The 23634-nt window shown below is 37.9% G+C and carries 20 protein-coding genes and 1 pseudogene; 20 read left to right on the top strand and 1 reads right to left on the bottom strand.

Going from position 1 to position 23634, the window contains the following annotated elements:
- Nucleotides 1-25 precede the first annotated feature (25 nt).
- From J7E67_RS01935 to J7E67_RS01855, 17 genes and pseudogenes are all read left to right on the top strand, one after another.
- Nucleotides 26-861 (top strand): annotated as a pseudogene (locus J7E67_RS01935) (CheR family methyltransferase).
- Nucleotides 833-2617: a response regulator gene (locus tag J7E67_RS01930; protein WP_214730806.1), complete on the top strand. Its 1785-nt coding sequence runs from the start codon at nt 833-835 to the stop codon at nt 2615-2617. The pseudogene J7E67_RS01935 and the gene J7E67_RS01930 overlap by 29 nt, the downstream one beginning before the upstream one ends.
- A 710-nt stretch (nt 2618-3327) precedes the next feature.
- Nucleotides 3328-4407, top strand: a complete 1080-nt coding sequence (locus J7E67_RS01925; protein ID WP_214730804.1) for an iron-containing alcohol dehydrogenase family protein — start codon at nt 3328-3330, stop codon at nt 4405-4407.
- 161 nt (nt 4408-4568) lie between these two features.
- Nucleotides 4569-5150: a zinc-binding dehydrogenase gene (locus J7E67_RS01920; protein ID WP_214730802.1), complete on the top strand. Its 582-nt coding sequence runs from the start codon at nt 4569-4571 to the stop codon at nt 5148-5150.
- Nucleotides 5151-5414: 264 nt separating this feature from the next.
- The gene (locus tag J7E67_RS01915; RefSeq protein WP_214716212.1) at nt 5415-7259 is read left to right on the top strand and encodes a beta-glucoside-specific PTS transporter subunit IIABC; all 1845 of its coding nucleotides are present in this window, start codon (nt 5415-5417) and stop codon (nt 7257-7259) included.
- 19 nt (nt 7260-7278) lie between these two features.
- Nucleotides 7279-8739, top strand: coding sequence for a glycoside hydrolase family 1 protein (locus J7E67_RS01910; protein ID WP_214730800.1), 1461 nt, complete (start codon nt 7279-7281; stop codon nt 8737-8739).
- 33 nt (nt 8740-8772) lie between these two features.
- Nucleotides 8773-9621 carry a BglG family transcription antiterminator gene (locus J7E67_RS01905; protein ID WP_214730798.1) on the top strand — a complete coding sequence of 283 codons (849 nt, stop codon included), beginning with the start codon at nt 8773-8775 and terminating at the stop codon, nt 9619-9621.
- A 535-nt stretch (nt 9622-10156) separates the two neighbouring features.
- Nucleotides 10157-10735, top strand: a complete 579-nt coding sequence (locus J7E67_RS01900; protein WP_214730796.1) for a biotin transporter BioY — start codon at nt 10157-10159, stop codon at nt 10733-10735.
- 47 nt (nt 10736-10782) lie between these two features.
- On the top strand, nt 10783-12249 hold the full coding sequence (locus tag J7E67_RS01895) for an AMP-binding protein (RefSeq protein ID WP_214716203.1): 1467 nt from the start codon (nt 10783-10785) through the stop codon (nt 12247-12249).
- Entirely contained in the window at nt 12245-13339 is a 1095-nt protein-coding gene (locus J7E67_RS01890; RefSeq protein WP_214730845.1) for an acetyl-CoA C-acyltransferase, read from the top strand. Before J7E67_RS01895 ends, J7E67_RS01890 begins: the two co-directional genes overlap by 5 nt.
- The gene (locus tag J7E67_RS01885) at nt 13336-13731 is read left to right on the top strand and encodes an FAS1-like dehydratase domain-containing protein (protein WP_214716201.1); all 396 of its coding nucleotides are present in this window, start codon (nt 13336-13338) and stop codon (nt 13729-13731) included. The genes J7E67_RS01890 and J7E67_RS01885 overlap by 4 nt, the downstream gene beginning before the upstream one ends.
- On the top strand, nt 13728-14084 hold the full coding sequence (locus tag J7E67_RS01880; protein WP_214716200.1) for a MaoC/PaaZ C-terminal domain-containing protein: 357 nt from the start codon (nt 13728-13730) through the stop codon (nt 14082-14084). Before J7E67_RS01885 ends, J7E67_RS01880 begins: the two co-directional genes overlap by 4 nt.
- 518 nt (nt 14085-14602) lie before the next feature.
- Entirely contained in the window at nt 14603-15412 is an 810-nt protein-coding gene (locus tag J7E67_RS01875; RefSeq protein ID WP_214716199.1) for a transporter substrate-binding domain-containing protein, read from the top strand.
- Between the two features lie 110 nt (nt 15413-15522).
- The gene (locus J7E67_RS01870) at nt 15523-16185 is read left to right on the top strand and encodes an amino acid ABC transporter permease (protein WP_168241379.1); all 663 of its coding nucleotides are present in this window, start codon (nt 15523-15525) and stop codon (nt 16183-16185) included.
- Nucleotides 16172-16894 (top strand): amino acid ABC transporter ATP-binding protein, encoded by a 723-nt coding sequence (locus J7E67_RS01865; RefSeq protein WP_214716198.1) that lies wholly within the window; start codon nt 16172-16174, stop codon nt 16892-16894. Before J7E67_RS01870 ends, J7E67_RS01865 begins: the two co-directional genes overlap by 14 nt.
- Before the next feature lie 11 nt (nt 16895-16905).
- Nucleotides 16906-17751, top strand: coding sequence for a fructoselysine 6-kinase (locus J7E67_RS01860; RefSeq protein ID WP_251026508.1), 846 nt, complete (start codon nt 16906-16908; stop codon nt 17749-17751).
- A 54-nt stretch (nt 17752-17805) separates the two neighbouring features.
- Nucleotides 17806-18774: an SIS domain-containing protein gene (locus J7E67_RS01855; RefSeq protein WP_214716197.1), complete on the top strand. Its 969-nt coding sequence runs from the start codon at nt 17806-17808 to the stop codon at nt 18772-18774.
- A 137-nt stretch (nt 18775-18911) separates the two neighbouring features.
- Here the strand turns inward: J7E67_RS01855 and J7E67_RS01850 are convergent, their stop codons facing one another.
- Nucleotides 18912-19640, bottom strand: coding sequence for a UTRA domain-containing protein (locus tag J7E67_RS01850; RefSeq protein WP_214716196.1), 729 nt, complete (start codon nt 19638-19640; stop codon nt 18912-18914).
- 223 nt (nt 19641-19863) lie between these two features.
- Here J7E67_RS01850 and J7E67_RS01845 point away from each other — a divergent pair, with 223 nt between their 5' ends.
- From J7E67_RS01845 to J7E67_RS01835, 3 genes are all read left to right on the top strand, one after another.
- Nucleotides 19864-20832 (top strand): SIS domain-containing protein, encoded by a 969-nt coding sequence (locus tag J7E67_RS01845; protein WP_214716195.1) that lies wholly within the window; start codon nt 19864-19866, stop codon nt 20830-20832.
- Nucleotides 20833-21173: 341 nt separating this feature from the next.
- Complete coding sequence (locus J7E67_RS01840; protein WP_214716193.1) at nt 21174-22436, top strand: MFS transporter; 1263 nt, start codon at nt 21174-21176, stop codon at nt 22434-22436.
- A gap of 168 nt (nt 22437-22604) precedes the next feature.
- A complete protein-coding gene (locus J7E67_RS01835; RefSeq protein ID WP_214716192.1) occupies nt 22605-23627 on the top strand; it encodes a zinc-binding alcohol dehydrogenase family protein in 1023 nt (340 codons plus the stop codon).
- Nucleotides 23628-23634 lie beyond the last annotated feature (7 nt).

Here is a 23634-nt window from a genome sequence, read left to right as displayed (position 1 = left end):
GCGCGAATCCTTAGACAGAACCCTAATGTGTGAAACAGAAGTTGTTGACGAGTTGGAGCAAATCGAAATCAAGCTTTTGCTCGAAGGGATATACCGGCATTATGGATTTGACTTCCGAAACTATGTATTCTCCTCCATTCGGCGAAGAATTTGGCATCGAATTCAAGCTGAAAATCTGACCAGCGTATCCGGTCTACAGGAGAAAGTTCTTCATGATCCCCGAACCATGAAGAAATTATTGGAGGATTTCTCCATTAATATAACGGAGATATTTCGCGATCCAAGTTTTTTTCTGACCTTTCGTCAAAAAGTAATACCGGTATTGAGGGAATACCCTTCTATTCGCATTTGGCATGCAGGCTGTCCTTCAGGCGAAGAGGTGTATCGATGTCTATTTTGTTATATGAGGAAGGCTTGCATGAAAAAACGGGAATTTATGCGACAGATATGAATGAGTCTGTTTAAAAAAAAGCTAAACAGGGGGCTTTTCCATTAAAGAAAATGCAAATCTATACAAAGAATTATCTAAAGGCTGGGGGTACGAGAGCATTCAGCGAATATTACACTGTTAAAGACGAACAGGCGACTTTCCACTCATTTTTGTGCGAAAATGTTGTATTTGCTCAACATAATTTAGCGGTCGATCACTCCTTTAATGAATTTCACGTGATTATTTGCCGGAATGTGATGATTTATTTTAATGCGGAGCTCCAAAATCGTGTCCATGACTTATTCTATGAAAGTTTGATTGTATCCGGAATTCTAGGAATAGGACAAAAAGAAGATATTGTCTTTACTTGCAAGAAAAAGTGTTATGAGGAGATAGATTCCAATGAAAAACTATACCGAAAAATTAAGTAGCGCTACACAAAAAGTCAATATATTACTCGTCGATGATCGTCCTGAAAATCTGCTTGTACTCGAAAGTTTACTATCCACCCCCCGTTATAATTTAATCACTGCCTATTCCGGTGAGGAAGCGTTGAAGCATGTGCTGACTACAAATTTTGCCGTTATTTTGCTCGACGTACAAATGCCGGGAATGGACGGTTTTGAAACAGCTAGGTTAATCAAATCACGGAAAAAGTCAAAACATATTCCGATTATTTTTATTACAGCAATTAGTCAGGCCATAGAGCATGTTAAACAAGGGTATTCAGCAGGTGCCATTGACTATATTTTTAAGCCGTTTCATTCGGAAACGCTGAAAATGAAGGTTAAAGCTTTCGTGATGATGCATCAATACCAGGAGCAAATTAAGCTCCAAAATGAATTGCTGAAAGTGATTGGGGAAACCTCGATAGATACGATAGCTACTCTTGATGAAAAAGGATGGCTATTAACTGTCAATCCTGCAATGGCAGATATGTTTGGTTATAAGGCAGAGGAAATAATTGGGAATCATATCGACATAATTGTTCCTGGGCTGTTTATGAATGACTTAGATGAATTAGGGTTAGCAAAGACCATTGAAACGTTTGCTTTACGAAAAGATACTAGCAGTTTACCAGTTGACATTCAAATCGGAGAGGCAAGGATTGAAGGCAGACACATCTACGTTTGTTCTATTCGTGATGTTACCGAACGGAAACTGACGGAGGTAAAACGTTTTCGTAAAATATTTGATGCCACTCCATGTTTGGTGGCCTTAAGGTCGCTAAGGGATCAGAGATACATAAATGTGAATGAAAGCTGGCTTAATAATACCGGATATCATTATGATGAAGTGATTAATCAAACATCAGACGTACTGCAGTATATTATCGATTCAGATGAAATGTGGGAAATGGATTCCGGGCAAATTGGAATGAAAAATCTGGTTCAAAATGCGGAGATAAGCTTTTTGACCAAGTTCGGAGACCTGCGGGAAGGACTATTATCGACTGAAATCGTTAAAATACATGGGGAGGAATGCCTTCTCAGCGTGATTACGGATATTACGGATAGAGTGTCCTTGGAGAAGGAAATGGTCCGTTTTGATCGTCTGAACATAATGGGAGAAATGGCTGCGGGTATTGTGCATGAGATCCGTAATCCGATGACGACAGTTCGCGGCTTTTTACAAATGTCGAAAGATTCCCCCTTACCCGAATATATTGATATCATGATTGAGGAATTGGATCGGGCCCATAACATCATTACGGAGTTCCTTTCGGTTTCTAAATCTAATCCAACTAAACGAAAATTGAAGGATCTTAATTCTATAATCGAAATATTATTTCCTCTCATCCAGGCGAAGGCCATGTGCTCTAATAACGATATCAGTCTTGAATTGGGTGAATGCCCCCCATTAAAATTGGATGAGAAAGAGATTCGCCAGTTGATCTTGAATCTTTCGTTAAACGGAATAGAGGCGATGTCTGCCGGCGGAAGACTGACCATAAAAACATACCGCGAAGAGTGTGCGGTTGTACTGGAGATACAGGATCGAGGATGCGGAATCAAGGAAGAGCTGCTTGAAAAAATCGGTACTCCTTTCTTTAGTACGAAGGTACATGGTACGGGGCTGGGTTTATCCGTATCCCATAGTGTCGCTGCCAGGCATAATGCAGAAATCAAGGTGAAAACTAGCCGGCAAGGAACGATATTTCTTGTTCGATTCCGACTGCAGGAATAATAAAGGGTAGAACATTGTTTTTTGTTCAGTTTGAAGAATGAAGGGTACTCTCACTATAATTGTTTTCGCCGTTAGAACTGTTACGGTGAACCTTACCATAAATAAAGGCGGTTTTTTTGAATAATTTGTAAATGTATAAGTAAAGTGTTTATGTTACGAGTTGTTATTGAACAAGTTTTCAAGTTAATCCCTCCCATTTCTTTGCAAGTGGTGACAGCCATGTCCGAAATTTGCCGGAAATAAAAGGTTGAAAGCCATTGGTATGCAAGGGTTCAACCTTTCTTTCAAAACCATTATTGCTGGAAAGGGCTTTTAAGTTCTGATAATTCATCCAAATAATTTTGGAAAACACTTAAATTTTTATTGATAAAGGTGGTGGTGATTAACTTATGTAACATTTCTGTTATTTTAAAAAGGTTCTCCGCTTTTTTACATCCCCAGTTATTAGCTGGTTTTTCCCAATATAAAATTTCATCATTTCTAATGCACTTTGTAATTTTGGCAATCTTTCCAAAAGATTTTGTTCTTCCTTAAATATATTTTTAAAAAAACTTTTAATTTAAACAGAATATTGCTAAAATAATAATATATTTTAATAATTTTCAGGCATGTGACTGGTAATGCAGGCAGGACCTAAATTGAGTAGTGTGTTTTATGCTGCTCAATTTAGGTCTTTTTTATTTCATCATAATAAAAAGGAGATAGATCTTATGAGACCAGAGGATATCGTTAGAAGTGGACCAAATCAATACATTTGCAAAGAAGGAATTCTGAAAGACATCGCTTATTACTTAGATGGATTTCATTCACCAGTAGTAGTTACAGGACACAAATCATATCAAGCATTCTTAAATTATACTAACCTACCTCCTCATGTTCGGGTCATTCAGTCTGATAGATACAGCTCAGATACCGCGGTAAATAGTATAGCAGCAGGTGCTAGTCAGGCAGATGTGATTATTGGGATTGGCGGGGGCGTAATCCTTGATACGGCCAAATCAGTAGCAGACCGTTTAAATATTGAAGTCATAACAATCCCAACAGTTGTAGGCACATGCGCTGCCTCCACCCCTCTAAGTGTGATTTATGATGACAATGGGTCATTTATTAGAGTCGACTACCATAAACGCTCAAGTTATCTAACACTAGTAGATCCTGAATTCTTACTTTCCTCCCCTGCAGATTATTTTAAAAGCGGCATTGGTGATACCTTGGCTAAATGGTATGAAGCCGAGGCCATCATTCGCAACAATATAAACAACGACCTATTTTCTATTATGGTGCAAACGGGATTAAACAACTCCTCTTTCATAAAAGCCATTCTATTAGAAGAGGGGATAAATGCGATTCAAAGCCTAGTAACAAAGACCATCTCTCCTTCCTTTACAAAAATTTTAGAGGCGGTCATTACCTTAGCAGGAACGGTAGGTGGGTATGGCGGACGCTATGGCAGAATGGCTGGAGCCCATGCGATTCATAATGGACTAAGCTTTATTGAGGAAACGCACAGCATTCTCCATGGTCAAAAGGTGGCATATGGGATTTTAGTTCAGCTAATCCTTGAAAACCGAACAGAGGAAGTCCAGGATCTCCTTCCTTTTTACAAAGACCTGGGCTTCCCGACCAACTTTGAAGATTTGGGTATTACCCATCATCAAGAGCAAGCCATGAAACTCATTGCTGCCCATGCAATCAAACCAGAAGAATCCTTGCAGTTACTGGGGTCCTATAGTGATAGGGGCATAATCGAGGCGATTAAACAATTGGAAAGTCTATTAATAAAAAAATAGGAGTTTAGGAGATTCAATCTAATGACAATGAAGGCATTAATAAAAGAGACCGCCGCCCCAGGTTTAACTTTAAAAAACACCTGGGATATTCCTGTACCGGGAAAAGGGGAAGTACTAGTTCGAGTGAAGATCCGGACGCAATTCCCGACGAAATCGCTACGATGTTGGAACCGATTGAAGTTTGCGTACACGCTGCTCAAGTATCAGATGTCCATGGGAAACATGTAGCCGTTCTTGGCGCAGGTCCTATTGTCTTATTCTCAGCCTGTGCCAGTTTAGCATTAGGAGCCCGTACTGTTAGTATTAGCGACTTAAAACAATCTAGGGTAGAACTTGCTTACTCATGTGGAGATATGACTACTTGGAATCCTTTGGAAACACCGGCATCAACTGTATTAGGATCCAATGCGCCGGATGTGATTATTGAAACGACTGGAAGTGAGCGTTCACTTATAGATGCTCTTCCCTATTTGCGTAAGGGTGGAAATGTGACGATGGCTGGTCTTTTCCGTGAAGAAGTTTCTGTTAATCTCTCACGCGACCTGGTATTTAAAGAAGCCACTTTCAAAGGTATACATGGGCGAAAGATGTGGGATACGTGGAATTTGATGGAGACCTTAATCCTTCAAACCAAACTAAACGTTGCACCCGCTGTCACTCATCGCTTTCAATTTGAAGACTTTTCAGAAGGATTCCGTGTTGCCTCAACCGGTGAAGCAATGAAAGTATTACTTTACCCATAGTAGAATATTTATGTCACGCGAGAACAAGGTCCTCCCTCTTTCTTGTATAAAATTGGGAAGTTGAAAAATATCAAAAAGTTGTTGACGCTTTCATAAACAGGTTATATAATCAAAACAAATCAAATACACAAACATAGACATGTGACTGGTAATGCAGGCAGGATCTAAAATTGGCAAATAATATTATTTGTCGTTTTAGGTCCTGTTTTTTTTTCGCCCAAAATCTGCTGCCCTTTCACCAATCTAAAAAAGGAGAGAATCAAGATGAACTACAAACACACTGCAGCTGAAGTCTTGAAGTATGTAGGCGGCAAAGAAAATATTTCCCATTTTGAACATTGTTCGACAAGATTAAGATTTTCCTTAATTGATACCAGCAAAGCCAATGTTGAAAAGTTAACAAGCGTTCCCGGTGTTATAGCAGTAAAAATGACTGGCCAATGCCAAGTCGTCATCGGAAATGAAGTAGTCGAAGTCTATGATGAAGTCATTGATATGATTGGATCCCCTGCAGCAAACACTGGATCCGCAAATAAACCAAAAGAGAAGCAAAAAATTGGAAGCGTTATATTGGACTTCATCGTGGGTGTATTCCAGCCGCTAGTACCTGCCATTGCCGGTGGAGGAGTTTTAAAATCGATTTTATTGCTCTTTTCATTAATAGGTTTACTTGATACAAATGGTCAAACGTATAAGATTTTAAACCAAATTGGAGATGCTCCTTTATATTTTCTTCCAATCTTGGTAGCAGTAACGACAGCAAATAAACTGAAGGTAAATACACTGGTCGCTCTTGCTTCTGTTGGTGCTTTAATATTACCAAATATGACAGCCATGTTGGGAGAAGGCGCTCATTTGTTTGGCTTCACAGTGAAGAATATTCCTTACGCCTATCAGGTATTCCCGGCTATCTTAACAGTTCTTCTATTTGCACAGGTAGAAAAATTGTTTACTCGAATCTCACCAAAAGCGATTCGGATCTTCTTTGTGCCAATGATGTCACTTTTAATTACCGTTCCGATTTCTTTACTGATTTTAGGACCACTTGGATTTACACTTGGCCAAGGCTTCGCAGCAGTCATTTTAGCAGTATTCGCAAAAGTTGGTTGGATTGCCGTAGCTATTTTAGCAACCGTATTACCGTTTATGGTAGCTACAGGAATGCATAAAGCGATGGTCCCTTATGCAGTGACCGCAATGGGTGCCGGTAAAGAAGTCCTTTACTTACCTGCTTCACTCGCACATAATATTGCGGAAAGTGGTGCTTGTTTTGCCATTGCTTTAAGAACAAAGGATAAAAGATTAAGATCCACAGCCATTTCTGCAGGTATTTCCGCCCTATTTGGTATTACCGAGCCAGCATTATACGGGGTCACTCTCCAAAATAAAAAGGTGTTAGGCAGCGTTATGATCGGTTCTTTTGTTGGCGGTACATTTATCGGAATCGTTGGCTTGCAGGCGTTCGTACTTGTTGGACCGGGGTTAGCGAGCTTATCGATGTTTATTTCTGAAGATTTGCCAAAAAATATCATCAATGCCGTCATCGGGCTGGTTATCTCATTTGCAATTTCATTTCTAGCAGCATTTATCTTAGGAAAAGACCAAAAGGTAAAAGAAGAACAGCAAGATTTAATTTCGAATTTAACGGCTGAAAAAGAGTTCAAAAGTCCTGTTATTGGGCAAATGATTCCACTATCAGAAGTAAAGGATGAAGTCTTCTCATCAAAGATCATGGGTGAAGGAATCGCTGTTATTCCATCAAAAGGAGAACTATACGCACCTGTTGACGGCAAAATAGAAATGATTTTTGATACAAACCACGCATTGGGAATGACAACGGCAAATGGAGCGCAGCTTTTATTCCATGTAGGGATTGATACTGTCCGACTAGGTGGAAAACACTTTGAACCGCAAGTGAAGGTTGGTGATGAAGTAAAAGCTGGAGATTTATTGTTAAAGTTTAATATTGATAAGATTGTGGCAGAAGGATATGATCCAGTCACAATGGCTGTCGTGACGAATAAAGACAAGTACTCGGTAAAAGTGGCTGATTTAAAGAATGTTGATCATAAAGATACATTGATGTTTGTAACGGCATTAGGAAACTAGAATAGAGGAGAGAATTGATATGACTAAAGGATTTCCAGAGAATTTTTTATGGGGCGGCGCTTTAGCCGCCAATCAGGTAGAAGGCGCATGGAATGTAGATGGAAAAGGACTGTCGGTAGCCGATGTGGCTACCTATAAGTCTAACTTAAAATTAGATGATTATGAGGGCCATGTTTCCATTTCATCTGAAGTGATTGAAAAAGCAATGGCTGATCAAGATGATAAACTGTATCCAAAACGGAGAGGGATTGATTTTTATCATCGTTATGAAGAGGATTTGGCGCTATTTGCGGAAATGGGGTTCAAAACCTTGCGTGTCTCGATTGCGTGGAGCCGAATTTTCCCTACTGGAGAAGAGGAAGAGCCAAATGAGTTGGGATTACAATTCTATGATCGCTTATTTACTGAAATGAGAAGACTGGGAATTGAACCGATTGTTACCCTCTCCCATTATGAAATGCCTCTCGCTTTAAGTGTGAAATATAATGGCTGGGTGGAAAGAAAAGTAATCGACCATTTCGTAAGGTTCTCGAATGTTTGTTTTAACCGTTATAAGGACCTAGTAAAATACTGGCTGACATTTAATGAAATTGACAGTATCAACCGCCATCCGTTCACAACAGCCGGAATCATTCCGGGCCGCTGTCCGGAAGGCAAGGAAGAAGAACTCGTTTACCAGGCATTGCACCACCAATTCGTGGCATCTGCTCTAGTTACGGCAGATTGCCATCGCATCATTCCGGGCAGCCAGGTAGGCTGTATGCTGACAAAGCTTACGACTTACCCTAATACGTGCAGCCCAGAAGACGTAGAAGTTACCCTTAAAAGAAATCTTCATAACTATTTTTACTCGGATGTTCAGGTTTTCGGGGAATATCCAGTCATGATTGAGAAAATGTTTGAACGGAAAAATATCCAGATTAAAATGGAACCTAATGATCGAGAAATTCTCCGCAAACATACGGTTGACTTTATCTCGTTTAGTTATTATATGTCACTAACAGAGTCTGCTAAAGATGGATTGGAAAAGACAGCTGGAAATACTATAATGGGCGTTAAGAATCCATATTTGCCTTCAACGGACTGGGGATGGCAAATTGATCCTGTCGGCTTAAAGATATCCTTAATTGAATTGTATGATCGTTATAAAAAGCCACTTATCATTGTAGAAAATGGTATGGGTGCATTTGATAAGGTTGAAAGTGATGGATCCATCCATGATGACTATCGAATGAATTACTTTAGAGAACACTTTAAACAAATGAAAGCAGCAATTGAAGAAGGCGTCGACCTCTTTGGTTATACAAGCTGGGGACCAATCGACCTGATCAGCGCAGGAACATCCCAGATGTCCAAACGATACGGTTTTATTTATGTAGACCAGGATGATGAAGGAAATGGCACGTTAAATCGCAGCCGCAAAGATTCCTTTTACTGGTATAAAAAAGTAATTGAAAGCAATGGAGAAGATTTGGAATAGTACTCCAACTTTTCGCATGGGAAGGTGATGACGGTGATTAAAATTAAAAAAGTCCTAAATTCTAGCGTAGTATTGGTAGAAAATGAACAAAAGAAAGAATACATTCTTTTTGGTAAAGGAATTGGTTATGGACAGAAAGCTGGTAATATTATTGAGGAACACAAAGCTGATCAAATGTTCCTACCAGTTGAAAATATCAAAGTGAAAGAGTTTCTTGGTTTATTGGATACCATTCCACCTGTATTTATTGAGCTGACTCAGCAAATTGTCAATTTTGCGGAAGAAAAGCTGAACACGAAGCTCAATACGGGTATCTATTTTACGTTAATGGATCATTTAAATTTCGCCGTAGAAAGATATAAAAAAAATATCAACATCACTAACCGCGTATATTGGGAGATTAAAAATTATTATTCAGAGGAATTTGATATTGGAATATATGCCCTAAAGCGAATGAATGAAAAGCTCAATATAGAATTACCCATTGAGGAAGCGGCCAATATCGCTTTCCATTTAATAAACGCTCAAGGGGAAAAGAAAGAATCAAAAAATGGCATGAAGTTTGCCAAAATGATTGGAAGCATTGTCAACTTGGTCCGGTATACGTTGAATATCAACATGGATACGGAAAACATTCATTATACTCGGTTTATCACCCATGTTAAATTTTTTGTAGAACGTTTCTATACCGATAAGATGATTGAGGAAAAAGACAATGTACTGTTTGAGCAAATCGCCAGCTTGTATCCACAGGCGATGGATGGTGCTTTTAAAGTTAAGGAATATATTAAACAAGTTCATGGAAAAACCATTCCGAATGATGAACTGGCCTATCTTGCCGTGCATATACACAGGTTAATTTCTTATAATCAGCTTGGATAATAATAATGCCACTTGCTTTATTTTTTGCAAGTGGCTTTTTTTGCGTTAGTTTCCATTTTTTAGAATTCTCTTCATATTACATTATATGAGCCTATGGAGGTGTTTAAGGTGAACCGTACATAAATAGAGGCGGTTTATTATTTTAACATTATTGAACCGTGTGATAAGTAGGTGAGGTTTACCAATAGGATGAACTCATGGCTTGGTAAGCTTTCCAAGCCATTTTTTTATGCTTTATTCAACGTAAGCAGCACATTCAAAAGTCTCGCTATACTGTAATTTCAAGAAAAAAATTAGAGAAATAGAAGAAAACTAATTAGTGAATCACTATAAGTTTGTATGTTATCTTGTATGATTTTTTACATGAATACTGAATTACCTTCCTTGTAAATTTACTATCAATAAAAAATCCATATTATTTTGAATAATAACGTTTTAAATGTAAACCAGATTTAAAACCAGGTTGACAATTAATTTGAGATTCATTATTATCATAGTTGTAAATAGTACATATTGATTATTAGGAGAGATAAGAATGAAAATTAAAGAAATTACCTTTGTGGCAGTGTTTGCCGCTGTCATGGGTGCTCTAGGAGTAGTTCCGCCTATTATGCTGTCTTTTACACCAGTTCCCATTACATTACAAACTCTGGGTGTCCTTCTTGCGGGAGGAGTATTAGGAGCAAGATTAGGGGCGATGAGCCAAACCATCTTTTTATTACTTGTCGCTGCTGGAATGCCTCTTCTATCTGGAGGACGAGGTGGACTAAGTGTATTTGTCGGACCAAGTGTTGGTTATTTAATTTCATGGCCTATTACGGCTTTTTGTATTGGGTATTTACTATCACGTTTTCAAAATTTAAAATTACAACATGTATTAATGATTAATTTGACAGTTGGAATTCTATTAATCTATTTAATTGGAATTCCTGCTCAAGCATTTATGATGGACATTCCTGTTTTAGAAGCTGCAAAATTAAGTTTAGTTTATATACCAGGGGATATGTTAAAAGCTATTTTAGCCTCTATTTTAGTTTACAGACTAAGAAAGCACCCGTTTTTTTCACGCTCATTAGCAACAAGTTATTCCAATAACTTAACTAAAAATATCTAAATCTTAAGAGACACCTTGATGTGTCTTTTTTTAAAAGGTGATATATCATGGGAAATATTACAGATTCATATAAGACTTTCGCAAAATTATCCCCCAACCAAATAGCGATCCATACAAATCATCAGCAAATTAGTTATCAATATTGGTATAAATTAATTAATCAAACAGCGCACTGGCTTCACTCTCTTTATTCAGAAAATAAAACAATAGGAATCCTTTTGCCAAACGGTATCCCTTTCCTACAATTCTTTGCAGGAGCATCTAAGGCTGGTTGGATTGCTGTTCCATATGATTTGAAATGGAATATATCCGAATTGAAAAAAAGGGTCATCCTTTCCCACCCTTCTATCATTATCACAACTAGAGAAATTTACTCTCAAATCAAACAAATCATTCCTAATGTAACGATCTTGGATGATTGTTTACAGGAAATCTCTCAATTTGATTCTTCAACTGTAAGAAAAACGGAAGAAAATATGCCTTTTTACATTGGATTTACTTCTGGTACGACAGGTATCCCAAAAGCTTTTGTTCGCTCTCAAGATTCATGGGTGGCTAGCTTTGATTGCAATCGTTTTGATTTCGGATTAGATGAATCCGATCACGTTCTTATTCCAGGTGCCTTAATTCATTCTCATTTTCTGTATGGAGCTATTAGCACCTTGTATTTAGGTGGAACTGTTTTTCTTTTAGAAAAGTTTTCTCCTATTGAAGCACTTACATGGATACAGTCCTTACCTATTACAACCATATATGTAGTTCCGACTATGGTAGAAGCATTCCTGAAAGTAGGAATCCAAATCGATAAGACTATAAAAATTCTTTCATCTGGTGCAAAATGGTCTGAAAGATCAAAACTAGAAATCCGTCATATGTTTCCTAATATGACCATGTACGAGTTTTATGGAGCTAGTGAATTGAGCTTTATTACTGTACTTTCTGATAGAGAAGGTATTCAGAAAGCAACATCTGTCGGAAAGCCTTGCTATGGAGTTGAGGTACAAATACGGCGTCCAGATCAGAAATTAGCAAAGCTAAATGAGACCGGAAAAATATATGTAAGAAGCAAATTTGTGATAAATGGGTACTTTGATTATGAGGGAAGTACCATTCATACTATTCATGATGAAGAGGGGTGGACCACGGTCCATGATATGGGCTATGTTGACGAAGATGGCTTTTTATATATTGTAGGTCGTGAACAAAGTATGATTTTATATGGAGGAATAAATATTTTTCCTGAAGAAATAGAAAAAGTGATTTCCTTACATCCAGATGTCGAAGAAGTTGCTGTAATAGGCCTATCAGATTCGTATTGGGGTCAGGTTGTTGCTGCGGTAGTGAAAGGAAAGGGTAGCCAATTAGAGTTAAAAAGATTTTGTAAGACGCATTTATCTTCTTATAAAATTCCACGTAAGTGGTTTTTTCTATCTGAAATGCCGTATACAACGAGTGGCAAGATAGCTCGTGCTGAGCTAATAAAACGAATGGAAAGCAAGGTGGTCAGTGATTAAAAGAGCGGTAATTGCCCAAGCGAAACGAACACCAATTGGAAAAATGGGTGGAATCTTACGAAATATTCAGCCACATGAGCTTGCAGCTCCTCTCCTCCAACATTTAGCGAATGGATTGGAAGAAAAAATAGAAGACATTATTTTGGGAAATGTAGTTGGACCAGGTGGAAACGTAGCTCGAGTTGCTGCATTAGAAGCAGGACTTCCTCTTTCTGTAACGGGAATCACAATCGACCGTCAATGTAGTGCAGGGTTAGAAGCGATTCGAATGGCATGTTACTTTGTCCAAGGCGGAGCTGGCCGTTGTTATATTGCTGGTGGTGTAGAAAGTACGAGTACCTCTCTGTTTCCATCTAGAGCAAGATTTTCTCCTGAAAAAATTGGCGATCCAGATATGGGCGTTGCAGCAGAATATGTGGCTGAAAAATATGCTATTTCAAAGGAAATGCAGGATGAATATGCGCTATTAAGTTATAAACGTAGCTGGGAAGCTTACGATAAAGGATATTTTAATCAAGAGATCATTCAAATTGGGGATCTCCACCAAGATGAAGAATTTTTTAAGAAAAGAAAGATGGAAGTACTTTTAAATAGGATGAAGCCTATATTTAAAAAGAACGGTACGGTTACTGCAGCGAACAGTTGTGGGATACATGACGGGGCTTCAGCTGTACTTGTCATGGAAGAAAGCATGGCATTAAATAATGGATTCCAGCCTATTTTACGATTTTTGGATAGTGAAGTCTCAGGTGTACTTCCGAATTATCCAGGAGAAGCCCCTATTCCGGCTATTCAAGCCTTAATAAAAAGAAACCAGTTAACCATTGAGGACATTGACCTAATTGAAATAAACGAAGCTTTCGCCTCTAAGATTGTTGCCTGTACAAAAGAACTTTCCATTTCTTATGACAAGTTAAATGTTGGCGGAGGAGCTTTAACGCTAGGACATCCTTATGGAGCTTCGGGAAGTATCATGATCACGAGGCTTTTCTACGAAGTACAAAGACGGAAGGATATCAAATATGTACTGGCCGCGATTGGGAGTGGTGGAGGAGTTGGAGTAGCAGTCCTATTCGAGGTGGTAACATGAAAACTAAGGAACATGAGATTATTTTTAATAAAGAAGATGTGCAACAACTTGTCCAATTGATTGGAAATCGAAATCCTATCTATCAGAGTTCGGAGAGGGCAAAAGACTATGGTTTCGAAACGATTCCTCTTCCTCCAACAATGCCAATGATGGCTTATAAATGGCTTGCCCTTCCTTGGGAGCTGCATCATCCTATTATTCATCGAAAACAGAAATGTATCCAGCATCAGAGAATGTATATTGATGAGGTCTATAGAGCGATAGTTGAAGTTACAGATCAATTTCAACGTCAAAACCTTACTTTTATTAAACAAACTCTATATTTATATAATAGGGATGGAAAACTTTGTTTTGAAGGAATATCTGATTTGATTTTGGGTGGTTTGTCATGAATATGATTACCTTTCAAATTACCGAAAAGGACGTTGAACAATATGCTGTCATTTCCGGTGATTATAATCCAATTCATTTAGATATGGAGGCAGCGAAACAACAAGGATTCACTAATAAAATTGCCCATGGAATGTTAACAGCGGCCAAAGTGTTAAGTGTACTTTCGAATGAATCTCTCATTCCTCAAGAGTTGTTGAGTCAGTATGAATTTACCTTTATCTCCCCTGTTTATGTGGGAGATCTAGTAACACTGACTATCAAACAAGCGGAGCATAAAATAAGAGTAGAAGGAAAATGTGGAGAAAAGATAGTCGTAAAAGGATGTTTGAAAGTAGTTAGAGGAAACCCTTGATGATTTATACCGGATAGATGTGTAATTATAAAATAGACGCCCCCAAGTGGATCTGAATCGAAAAGTCAGACAGGATGTATTAAGCAGCTGTCAAGGCATGAGTATGGTATTGAACCAGGCTCATGCCTTTTAATTTTGCTTTAATTCGTTTGTTATTTTAATAATAATTATAACCATAAGAACATGAGGTTTTTTCAAAAATAGAAACATAGATAACGGGAGATTATATCATTGAGTGAGAATTAATATATTTACTAATTTATTCTATATATCGGAAAAATATAAGATGATCCCACAAAATTGAAAGTTTTTTTGGTCATTGTGGTATTTTTTAGGAGATAATACCTAAAAACAAAACGCTTACAAGACTTTTAATTAATAATTTTCAGAATAATTATTGACATTGTTCGACTAAGTTATTAATATAATGTTATATAACGTTATTAATTTTTATGAATTATATTAATATTCTATAATAGTAAAAAAATTGAAGAGAAATACTAAGGAGGATGGAAAAAATGAAAAAGGGAATTTTAAAATCAGTAACTGGGATCGCATTAAGTGCTCTTCTCACTATTTCATTAGCAGGTTGTGGAACATCTGAAAAGGCTGAAGCAAAGGAAGGAATAAAGGAAAAAGGGAAAATTGTTGTTGGTATGATGGCCGCTACACCTCCATATGAGTTTCACGCCGTTGACGGTGGAAAAGATAAAATTATTGGTTCTGATATTAAGTTAATCGATGAAGTAACAAAAGATTTAGGTGTTAAATATGAAATTAAAGATATGGATTTCGATGGTTTATTAGTAGCTCTTCAAGCCGGAAAAATTGACATGATTGTTTCGGCTATCAGTCCAACAGAGGAAAGAGAAAAAAATGCAGACTTCACGAATGTGTACTATAAAGATAGACACGTAATGGTAGTCCGTAAAAAAGAATTGGACAAGTTTACATCAAATGATGATTTGAGGAAAGCAAGAATTGCTGCGATTAAATCTTCTGTACAAGAACAAATAGTAGAAAAAGAATTTCCAAATGCGAAGTTAAAATTATTAGGAAAATCTACTGAATTAGCTATGGATTTGGCAGCTAACAAAGTAGACGCAGTCCTGGTGGATCGCCCAACTGCTAAACTTCTTATTAAAAGCAACCCTAGCTTAGCGTTAACTGAACTACTATTTGATGACGATACAGCAGGGGCGGCTATTGCCATGCCTAATGGTACAGATAAAGAAGTTATGGATCAGATTAATAAGACGATTGAAAGAACAAAACCTGAATATGAAAAGTGGTTAACAGACGCAATGTCAAAAGTAAAACAAAATTAATGGTGTTCTAAATAGCTGCCACGATATGATACAAAAGAAAGTTTATTTCTTACCTTTGTATTATATCGGTTTGGTGGATCGTAAAAACCATTTTAAAAGGGGGGAGTCAATTGAATTTTTCATTTCTTGGAACCTATTATCAATTTTTTTTAACAGGGATCTATATAACCATCATCCTAGCTGTAATTGCGGTGGTATTAGGAAGTATCCTTGGTGTTGCCTTAACCCTTTTAAGACGTTCCAGATATAAAATCGTTAAGTTAATTGGGGACATTTATGTTGAATTTGTAAGAGGTACACCGCTTCTTGCTCAAATTTATATTATTTATGTTGGAGTACCTGCTCTTTTTAATGGAAGTGATATTCCGGATTTGGCGGTAGGTGCAATCGCCTTATCGCTTAATGCTGCTGCCTATATTTCTGAAACAATTCGCTCCGGTATTGAAGCGGTTAGCAAGGGTCAAATGGAAGCGGCCAGAAGTTTGGGGATGAATCAAAGACAAGCGATGTTCGATATTATTATGCCTCAAGCATTTAAAAACATTTTACCAGCCCTGGGTAATCAGTTTATCGGAAGCATCAAGGATTCTTCTATCGTCTCTGTTATCGGTGTGGCTGAGCTGATGTATAAAACAACCATCGTTAGAGGAAATACGGCATTAGGATTGGAACCAATCCTCGTAGCCTCTCTTGGCTACCTAGTACTGACATTTACTTTGTCGAGATTACTGGGGATTGTTGAAAGGAGGTTGAAGACTAGTGATAACCGTTAAGGATTTACATAAGAGTTTTGGAAAAAATGAAGTTTTAAGAGGAATCGATGTCACGATCAAAAAGGGTGAAGTAGTGGTTGTCATTGGTCCTTCAGGCTCAGGTAAAAGTACGTTCCTAAGATGTCTCAACCTATTGGAGACTCCAACAGGCGGAAGTATTGTGGTGAATGGACAAGATATTACAACTAAGAATGTCAGTATTGACAAGGTGAGGGAAAAAATGGGAATGGTATTCCAGCAGTTTAATTTATTTCCTCACAAAACCGTTTGTCAAAATATCTGCCACGCTCCCATTAAAGTAAAAAAGATGAAGTCAGCCGAAGCAAAGGAATTAGCGGTAGAACTACTAAAAAAGGTAGGTTTATTGGAAAAGATAGACGCTTATCCATCTTCCTTGTCCGGCGGCCAGCAGCAGCGAATTGCCATCGCAAGAGCGCTTGCGATGAAGCCTGAGGTCATGTTATTCGATGAACCTACATCTGCTTTGGATCCTGAAATGGTTGGAGAGGTTTTGGCTGTAATGAAAGACCTTGCCAAAGAAGGAATGACCATGGTCGTTGTCACACATGAAATGGGATTTGCAAAAGAAGTGGGTGATCGAATTCTGTTCATTGATCAAGGTAAGATTATGGAAGAAAATAACCCGAAGGAATTTTTCGAAAATCCAACGCACCCTAGGACTATTGATTTCTTATCTAAGGTGTTATAAGTGAGGTTTTAATGATGAAAGTAATTGGTTTAGGTGACAATGTCGTAGATAAATATGAACATATTCGTACCATGTATCCAGGAGGAAATGCACTGAACTTTGCCGTCTATGCCAAAAGGCATGGAGTGGAGGCGGCCTTTCTAGGTGCATTTGGAACAGACCGAGAAGCAGTACACGTACAGGAAAGTATCCAGCAAATTGGATTGGATATCATTCATTGTAAGGTTTATGACGGAGAGAATGGCTGTGCAAGAGTTACCTTAAAAGACGGAGACCGGGTGTTTTTAGGAAGCAACCGCTGCGGTGTATTACGGGAACATGGATTAAATTTAACCGCTGCTGATTTGAACTATATCAAAGAATTTGATTTAGTCCACACAGGCCTTTATGGATTTACAGAACCGGAATTGCCGAAGCTTAAACAATTGGGTGTCCCCATCGGCTTCGACTTTTCATCCGATTTTACAGAAAATCAAGTGAATGAAATTGTTCCATTTGTAGATTATGCTTATTTTTCCTGCAGTCATTTAAGTATAGATGAGATGCTTAATCTGATGTTAAAGGTGACAAAAATGGGCTGTAAATTGGTGCTATGCACCATGGGGGAAAAAGGAGCTCTATTATTCGATGGCGCTAAATTCTACGTGCAGGAACCAAAGCTTGTTAAAGCAATCGACACAATGGGAGCAGGCGATTCTTTCATCACTTGCTTTATGGTGAACTACATAGGCAAAATCAAAGAAGGCATTTTAGATCAAGACCAAATCATTACAGAGAGCCTGGAGAAAGCAGCTGATTTCTCATCCCAGCAATGCCTGGTTGACGGCTCCTTTGGTTACGGAAAGGTGTATGAGTAAGGACCCATTAATGTAAAGGTTTTATAAAAAAAAAGATTATTGGAGGAGAAACAAGTGGAACTAAATTATATCGTGGGACAAATTAAGGAAAAACAACCAGATATCAAGAGTGTATTTTTTGTAGGATGCGGTGCATCAAAGTCAGATTTATACCCTGCCAAGTATTTCTTAGAAGGAAATGCGAAACAACTTCGTACAAGCCTATATACAGCAAACGAATTTAACTATGCAACTCCAGTTTCTGTTGATGAAACTAGTATTGTTATCACATGTTCTTTAGGAGGAACAACTCCAGAAACCGTAACAGCCACTTCAAAAGCAAAAGAATTAGGCGCACACGTGATCTCAGTTACACATGTTGAAGATTCTGCCCTCACGAAAGATGCTGACTATGTTGTTTACCATGGCTGGGAAGCAAACTATGCAGCAAAAATGGAAAAAATGACAAAAGTTTTAGGGCTTGCGGTTGAAATTCTTAACCAATTTGAAGGCTATGAGCATTACAACAAAATGCAGGACGGCTTCACAAATATTTACGATCTAATTGAATCATCCGTAGCGACTGTTCTTCCACAGGCAAAGGCTTTTGCTGATGCATACAAAGATGAGCCAGTCATTTATGCAATGAGCAGCGGGGCGACTCACGAAGTAGCTTACGCCTTCTCTATCTGCTTGCTAATGGAAATGCAATGGATCAACTCTGGAAGCTTCCATGACGGTGAATTCTTCCACGGACCATTCGAAATCGTTGACAAAGGCGTACCATTCCTATTATTGATGAATGACGGCCGTACAAGAGCAATGGATTCAAGAGCACTTGAGTTCCTAAATCGCTTTGATGCAAAAACAACTGTTGTTGATGCGAAAGACTTCGGCTTAGGCTCTGTGATTGCAAAAGAAGTAGTCGATTACTTTAACCCAATGCTGATCACTGGTGTGATCCGTGTATACGCAGAACAATTGGCAATTGCCCGTAACCATCCGCTATCAAAAAGAAGATATATGTGGAAACTGGAATATTAATCTATAAATCTTCAACAAAACAGGTATCGTTATAAACGATACCTGTTTTGTTGAATGGAATAAGTGAACAGAAGCTAATTTTTTCTATGGGAATAAGGAAACTTCTCCGCCATTGACAGAGAAGTTTACAGATCCATTTAAGTTGTGATGGTTAAAGCAATTAATTCAGTCCGTGTTTTAAAGTTAGAAGTATGAATCGGGACTTTGTTTTCATCGTAAACGATTTTATCGTTATTAAATAATGTATCACCAATTTCACAATCTAAATATTCGGCCTCATGACCTGTAGCCGGGACAACCGTAATGATTTTATGGGTAGAAGCGGAACTCATGTTAACGTTATATATATTTTTTAATACATCATAGGTTGAAATATTTTCAAGGAAGTGACCGGCTAAATCTGGGAAGCGCTCTAAGGAGTAATGAGTTTCATCAAGGGTAAAAGGGTAGTCATCCATAAACATTAGTCGGACGAGCCTTAATACAGGTGCGTTAATGGCAATTCGAAGAGATTCCGCTATTTCAGGAGAAGCTTTAATTTCCTCGCAAACAAGAATCCGCTTTGAAGGACTTTTTCTTAATTGTTTGTTAAAGTCAGTAAAACCATCAACTGAAACTAATTCCCTTGCGAGTTTAGTCCGCATGACAAATGTACCTTTTCCTTGTTTGCGCTCTAGAAGACCTTCCTCGGTCAATTCCTGAATGGCTCTTCTAACTGTTATTCGGCTGACACCATAGATCTCACATAATTCTGCTTCGTTAGGGAGCCTCTCACCTTGTTTATAAATTCCTTGCAAAATCGAATCCTTAATGATTTGTTTTAATTGGTCATATAAAGGTGTTGAAATAGAATTGTTTAATTTCATTGTATATGTTCCTTTCAAACAATAAGTCGTTATATAATATTATATAACAAAAATGATTTTAATGTATATATTGATTTAATATTCTTAAAATATATTAACTTTTATAACCCTTTGAATTTTAAATTAGTAATTTTCAGAATTATAGTTGACATTTCTACAGTTTGGTCTTATTATAATGTTATATAACGTTATATCCTATAATATAACTTAATGGAGGAGAAAAATGGAATTAAATTATATCATCTCAGAAATTAAGGAAAAACAACCGGAAATAAAGAGTGTTCATTTTGTAGGCTGCGGTGCTTCTAAAGCAGAATTATATCCTGCAAAGTATTTCCTAGAGGCTAATGCGAAACAACTTCGTGTCAGCTTATTCACAGCAAATGAATTCAATTATGCTACTCCAGTATCTGTGGATGACACCAGCATTGTTATTACTTGTTCTCTAGGTGGATCTACTCCAGAAACTGTTGCTGCTACGACAAAAGCAAAAGAATTAGGCGCACATGTAATTGCTGTTACATATGAAGAAGGTTCTGCGATTACAAAAGATGCGGATTATGTTGTTTACCATGGCTGGGCAGCTAATTATGCAGCGAAAATGGAGAAGATGACCAAGGTATTAGGTTTAGCAGCTGAAATCCTGAATCAATTTGAAGGCTATGAGCACTACAGCAAAATGCAAGATGGATTTTCTAAAATCTATGACTTAATCGAAAATGCCGTATCCTCTGTGCTTCCACAAGCAAAGGCATTTGCAGATGCTTACAAAGATGATCAAACCATTTATGTAATGAGCAGCGGTGCAACTCATGAAGTAGCATACTCTTTCTCGATCTGCTTACTAATGGAAATGCAATGGATCAACTCAGGAACATTCCACGGTGGTGAATTCTTCCACGGTCCATTCGAAATCGTAGACAAAGATGTACCATTCCTACTATTGATGAATGATGGCAGAACAAGGGATATGGATTCACGCGCACTTGAGTTCCTAAATAGATTCGATGCTAAAACAACTGTCGTAGATGCAAAAGACTTTGGCTTAGGTTCTGCCATTGCAAAAGAAGTAGTTGATTACTTTAACCCAATGTTAATCTCAGGTGTATTACGTGTGTATGCAGAACAATTAGCTATAGTTAGAAATCATCCACTTACAAAAAGAAGATACATGTGGAAGTTAGAATACTAACCTGATATATTTGTTGTAATTTTCCAAGAGACTGGTATTAATATTTAATACCAGTTTTTATATTTTTTTATGAATGGATCTCTTTTTTATTTTATATTGGTTAGCATTTGACTGTTAATTTTCCGTTAAAGTGCTTATGTCAAAAAAAGGCAAAAATAAAATTCAAAAGATACTAGTATACTAGTATATGAATGTGTTAATATCTCTATGTAGACTTTTTGTATGGGCTTACATTCTATTGCTAAAAGGAGTGATAAACTAAAATATAAGAAATTAATATTTTTTTATCATTAAAAGTAAACGGTTGCATTCGATCCAAAACATAACAAGGGGGTAAAAATATGTTTTCAAAGGGAAAAACTGTTGTATTAGTAATGCTTTTCTTGGCAGGCGTGGTGAACTACCTAGACAGATCTGCTCTCTCTATAGCGGCACCTTTTATTACCGAAGATTTACATTTATCACCGACACAATTGGGAATCGTCTTTAGTAGCTTCTCTGTTGGGTATGCCATTTTCAACTTTATTGGCGGAATGGCGTCTGATAAATACGGGGCAAAACTTACTTTGTTCGTAGCCATGGTTGTTTGGTCTCTATTCAGCGGTGCGATTGCGCTAGTATTCAGCCTTGCCAGCTTGATTGTTATTCGGGTACTTTTTGGAATGGGCGAAGGTCCGTTGTCGGCAACAATCAATAAAATGGTCAATAACTGGTTCCCTTCAGATAAACGGGCCACTGCGATAGGGTTAGCCAATAGTGGCACACCGTTGGGTGGAGCAATTGCCGGTCCTATCGTTGGGATAATTGCCTTGAATTATGGCTGGAAAATCTCTTTCGTCCTCATTATGTTAATTGGATTAGTGTGGGCAGTATGCTGGTGGATTTTTATTAAAGATAAACCTGCTGGGGAAAGTAACCAAAGTAATGGCTCTGCAAAGCCAGGTCAAAATCAGTCAGGTGAAAAAATACCTTTGACTTACTATTTAAAACAAAAAACGGTGTTATTTACTGCTTTTGCGTTCTTCGCGTATAACTATATTCTATTTTTCTTCTTAACTTGGTTCCCAAGTTACCTAACCGATGCACGCGGCCTAAGTATTAAAGAAATGAGTGTCGTAACCGTTATTCCTTGGGTGTTGGGTTTCATTGGTTTAGCTTCAGGCGGTATGGTTTCTGATTTTGTGTATAAAAAAGTAGGAAAAGCATTATTTGCTCGTAAAGTAGTATTGGTATCTTGTCTGTTTACATCTGCAGTTTGTATTGGGATTGCCGGTCTCGTTACGACCACAGTGGCTGCTGTAAGTTTGGTAGCATTATCAGTTTTCTTCTTATATTTGACAGGTGCGATTTACTGGGCGATCGTCCAAGACGTTGTCGACCAAAAGAACGTAGGATCTGTTGGAGGATTCATGCACTTTTTGGCTAATACCGCTGGAATCATTGGTCCTACATTAACTGGTTTTCTTGTGGAGAAATCCGGCACCTACACCGCCGCATTTTTATTGGCCGGAGGGTTAGCGGTTTTTGCTTCATTGTCAGTAATTAAGTTTGTTAAACCTATTACTAAAAAATATAAGGCTGAGTTGACAGAGAAAGCGATGTAATAGCGTGTGAGATAACTTGTATGCTAGTATACAAGTATAATATAATCAAGCTATACCAAATGAATCAAATTTTACGCCCTATCTTGTATACTAGTATCCTGTATTTTTTTATCCCTATCCTTGTATACTAGTATTTAAAAGAAAAAGGGTATTGAGGAGTATGAATTAATGAAAGCGATACAAGTGGTTAAACCAGGGCAGCTTGAAATAATTGAGAAAGAAATGCCTCAAATCAAACATGAAAATGAGGTTCTGATTCAAGTGAAGATGGCTGGTATCTGTGGTTCAGATGTCCATATCTATCATGGAACCTCACCAGTCGCTACCTATCCGCGAGTAATCGGACATGAAGTCACTGGCCAAGTAGTAAAGACTGGCGCAGACGTTACCTCCCTTAAGGTAGATGATCATGTTGTCATCGAACCGATTCTCACTTGTGGAGAATGCTATGCGTGCCGATCTGGACGGCAAAATGTCTGTCAGAATTTAAAGGTTTTTGGGGTTCACATTGATGGTGGTTACCAAGAGTATGTAGTTGTCCCTGAAAAAATGGCTCACAAAGTTGACCCAACACTAGATTGGAAAGAATCGGTTTTAGTGGAACCCTTTACAATTGGGGCACAAGCCAATTGGCGTGGGGATGTCAGGCAGGGAGATGTTGTGTTTATCATGGGCGCCGGCCCGATTGGGATTTGTGCCTTGCAGGTTGCCAAGTATAGAGGGGCAACATGTATTATTTCAGATTTAAGTGAAGAAAAGCTGTCCTATGCCGAGAGCCTTGGTGCCGATTTTACAATTAACCCGTTGAAAGAAGATACTTTCAAAAAAATAAATGAATTAACCGAGGGAATGGGAGCGAATGTTGTCATCGATGCCGTGTGTACAACAAAAACATTCGAACAAGCTGTCCAACTAGCATCGGTTGCTGGAAGAATTGTTGTTTTAGGATTTAGTGAAGAAAAGTCAGGGATTCCGCAGCTGGAGATTACGAAAAAAGAACTGACAGTCAGTGGATCCAGATTGCAAACGAACCAGTTTCCAGAAGTAATCGATCTTTTTAATCATAGAAAAATAGATATAAATAGCTTTGTAACGCATACGTTTCCTTTCGAGCAAGTGAAAGAAGCGATCCAATTAATCGAAACAAATCCAGATGCAGTAAGAAAAGTTCATTTAGATTTTTCACGATAAAAAAAGA

The sequence above is a fragment of the Bacillus sp. ISL-46 genome, from assembly GCF_018613205.1.
Note: the sequence above shows the minus strand (reverse complement) of the source record. Positions and strands in the feature narration are given on the sequence as shown.

What these genes read in the sequence shown, in the direction of transcription:
- J7E67_RS01915 (WP_214716212.1), top strand. Translation starts at nt 5,415, where the DNA reads ATGAACTACAAACACACTGCAGCTGAAGTCTTGAAGTATGTAGGCGGC.
- J7E67_RS01880 (WP_214716200.1), top strand. Translation starts at nt 13,728, where the DNA reads ATGAATATGATTACCTTTCAAATTACCGAAAAGGACGTTGAACAATAT.
- J7E67_RS01835 (WP_214716192.1), top strand. Translation starts at nt 22,605, where the DNA reads ATGAAAGCGATACAAGTGGTTAAACCAGGGCAGCTTGAAATAATTGAG.
- J7E67_RS01930 (WP_214730806.1), top strand. Translation starts at nt 833, where the DNA reads ATGAAAAACTATACCGAAAAATTAAGTAGCGCTACACAAAAAGTCAAT.
- J7E67_RS01895 (WP_214716203.1), top strand. Translation starts at nt 10,783, where the DNA reads ATGGGAAATATTACAGATTCATATAAGACTTTCGCAAAATTATCCCCC.
- J7E67_RS01860 (WP_251026508.1), top strand. Translation starts at nt 16,906, where the DNA reads ATGATGAAAGTAATTGGTTTAGGTGACAATGTCGTAGATAAATATGAA.
- J7E67_RS01925 (WP_214730804.1), top strand. Translation starts at nt 3,328, where the DNA reads ATGAGACCAGAGGATATCGTTAGAAGTGGACCAAATCAATACATTTGC.
- J7E67_RS01885 (WP_214716201.1), top strand. Translation starts at nt 13,336, where the DNA reads ATGAAAACTAAGGAACATGAGATTATTTTTAATAAAGAAGATGTGCAA.
- J7E67_RS01910 (WP_214730800.1), top strand. Translation starts at nt 7,279, where the DNA reads ATGACTAAAGGATTTCCAGAGAATTTTTTATGGGGCGGCGCTTTAGCC.
- J7E67_RS01900 (WP_214730796.1), top strand. Translation starts at nt 10,157, where the DNA reads ATGAAAATTAAAGAAATTACCTTTGTGGCAGTGTTTGCCGCTGTCATG.
- J7E67_RS01920 (WP_214730802.1), top strand. Translation starts at nt 4,569, where the DNA reads ATGTTGGAACCGATTGAAGTTTGCGTACACGCTGCTCAAGTATCAGAT.
- J7E67_RS01840 (WP_214716193.1), top strand. Translation starts at nt 21,174, where the DNA reads ATGTTTTCAAAGGGAAAAACTGTTGTATTAGTAATGCTTTTCTTGGCA.
- J7E67_RS01875 (WP_214716199.1), top strand. Translation starts at nt 14,603, where the DNA reads ATGAAAAAGGGAATTTTAAAATCAGTAACTGGGATCGCATTAAGTGCT.
- J7E67_RS01845 (WP_214716195.1), top strand. Translation starts at nt 19,864, where the DNA reads ATGGAATTAAATTATATCATCTCAGAAATTAAGGAAAAACAACCGGAA.
- J7E67_RS01850 (WP_214716196.1), bottom strand. Translation starts at nt 19,640, where the DNA reads ATGAAATTAAACAATTCTATTTCAACACCTTTATATGACCAATTAAAA.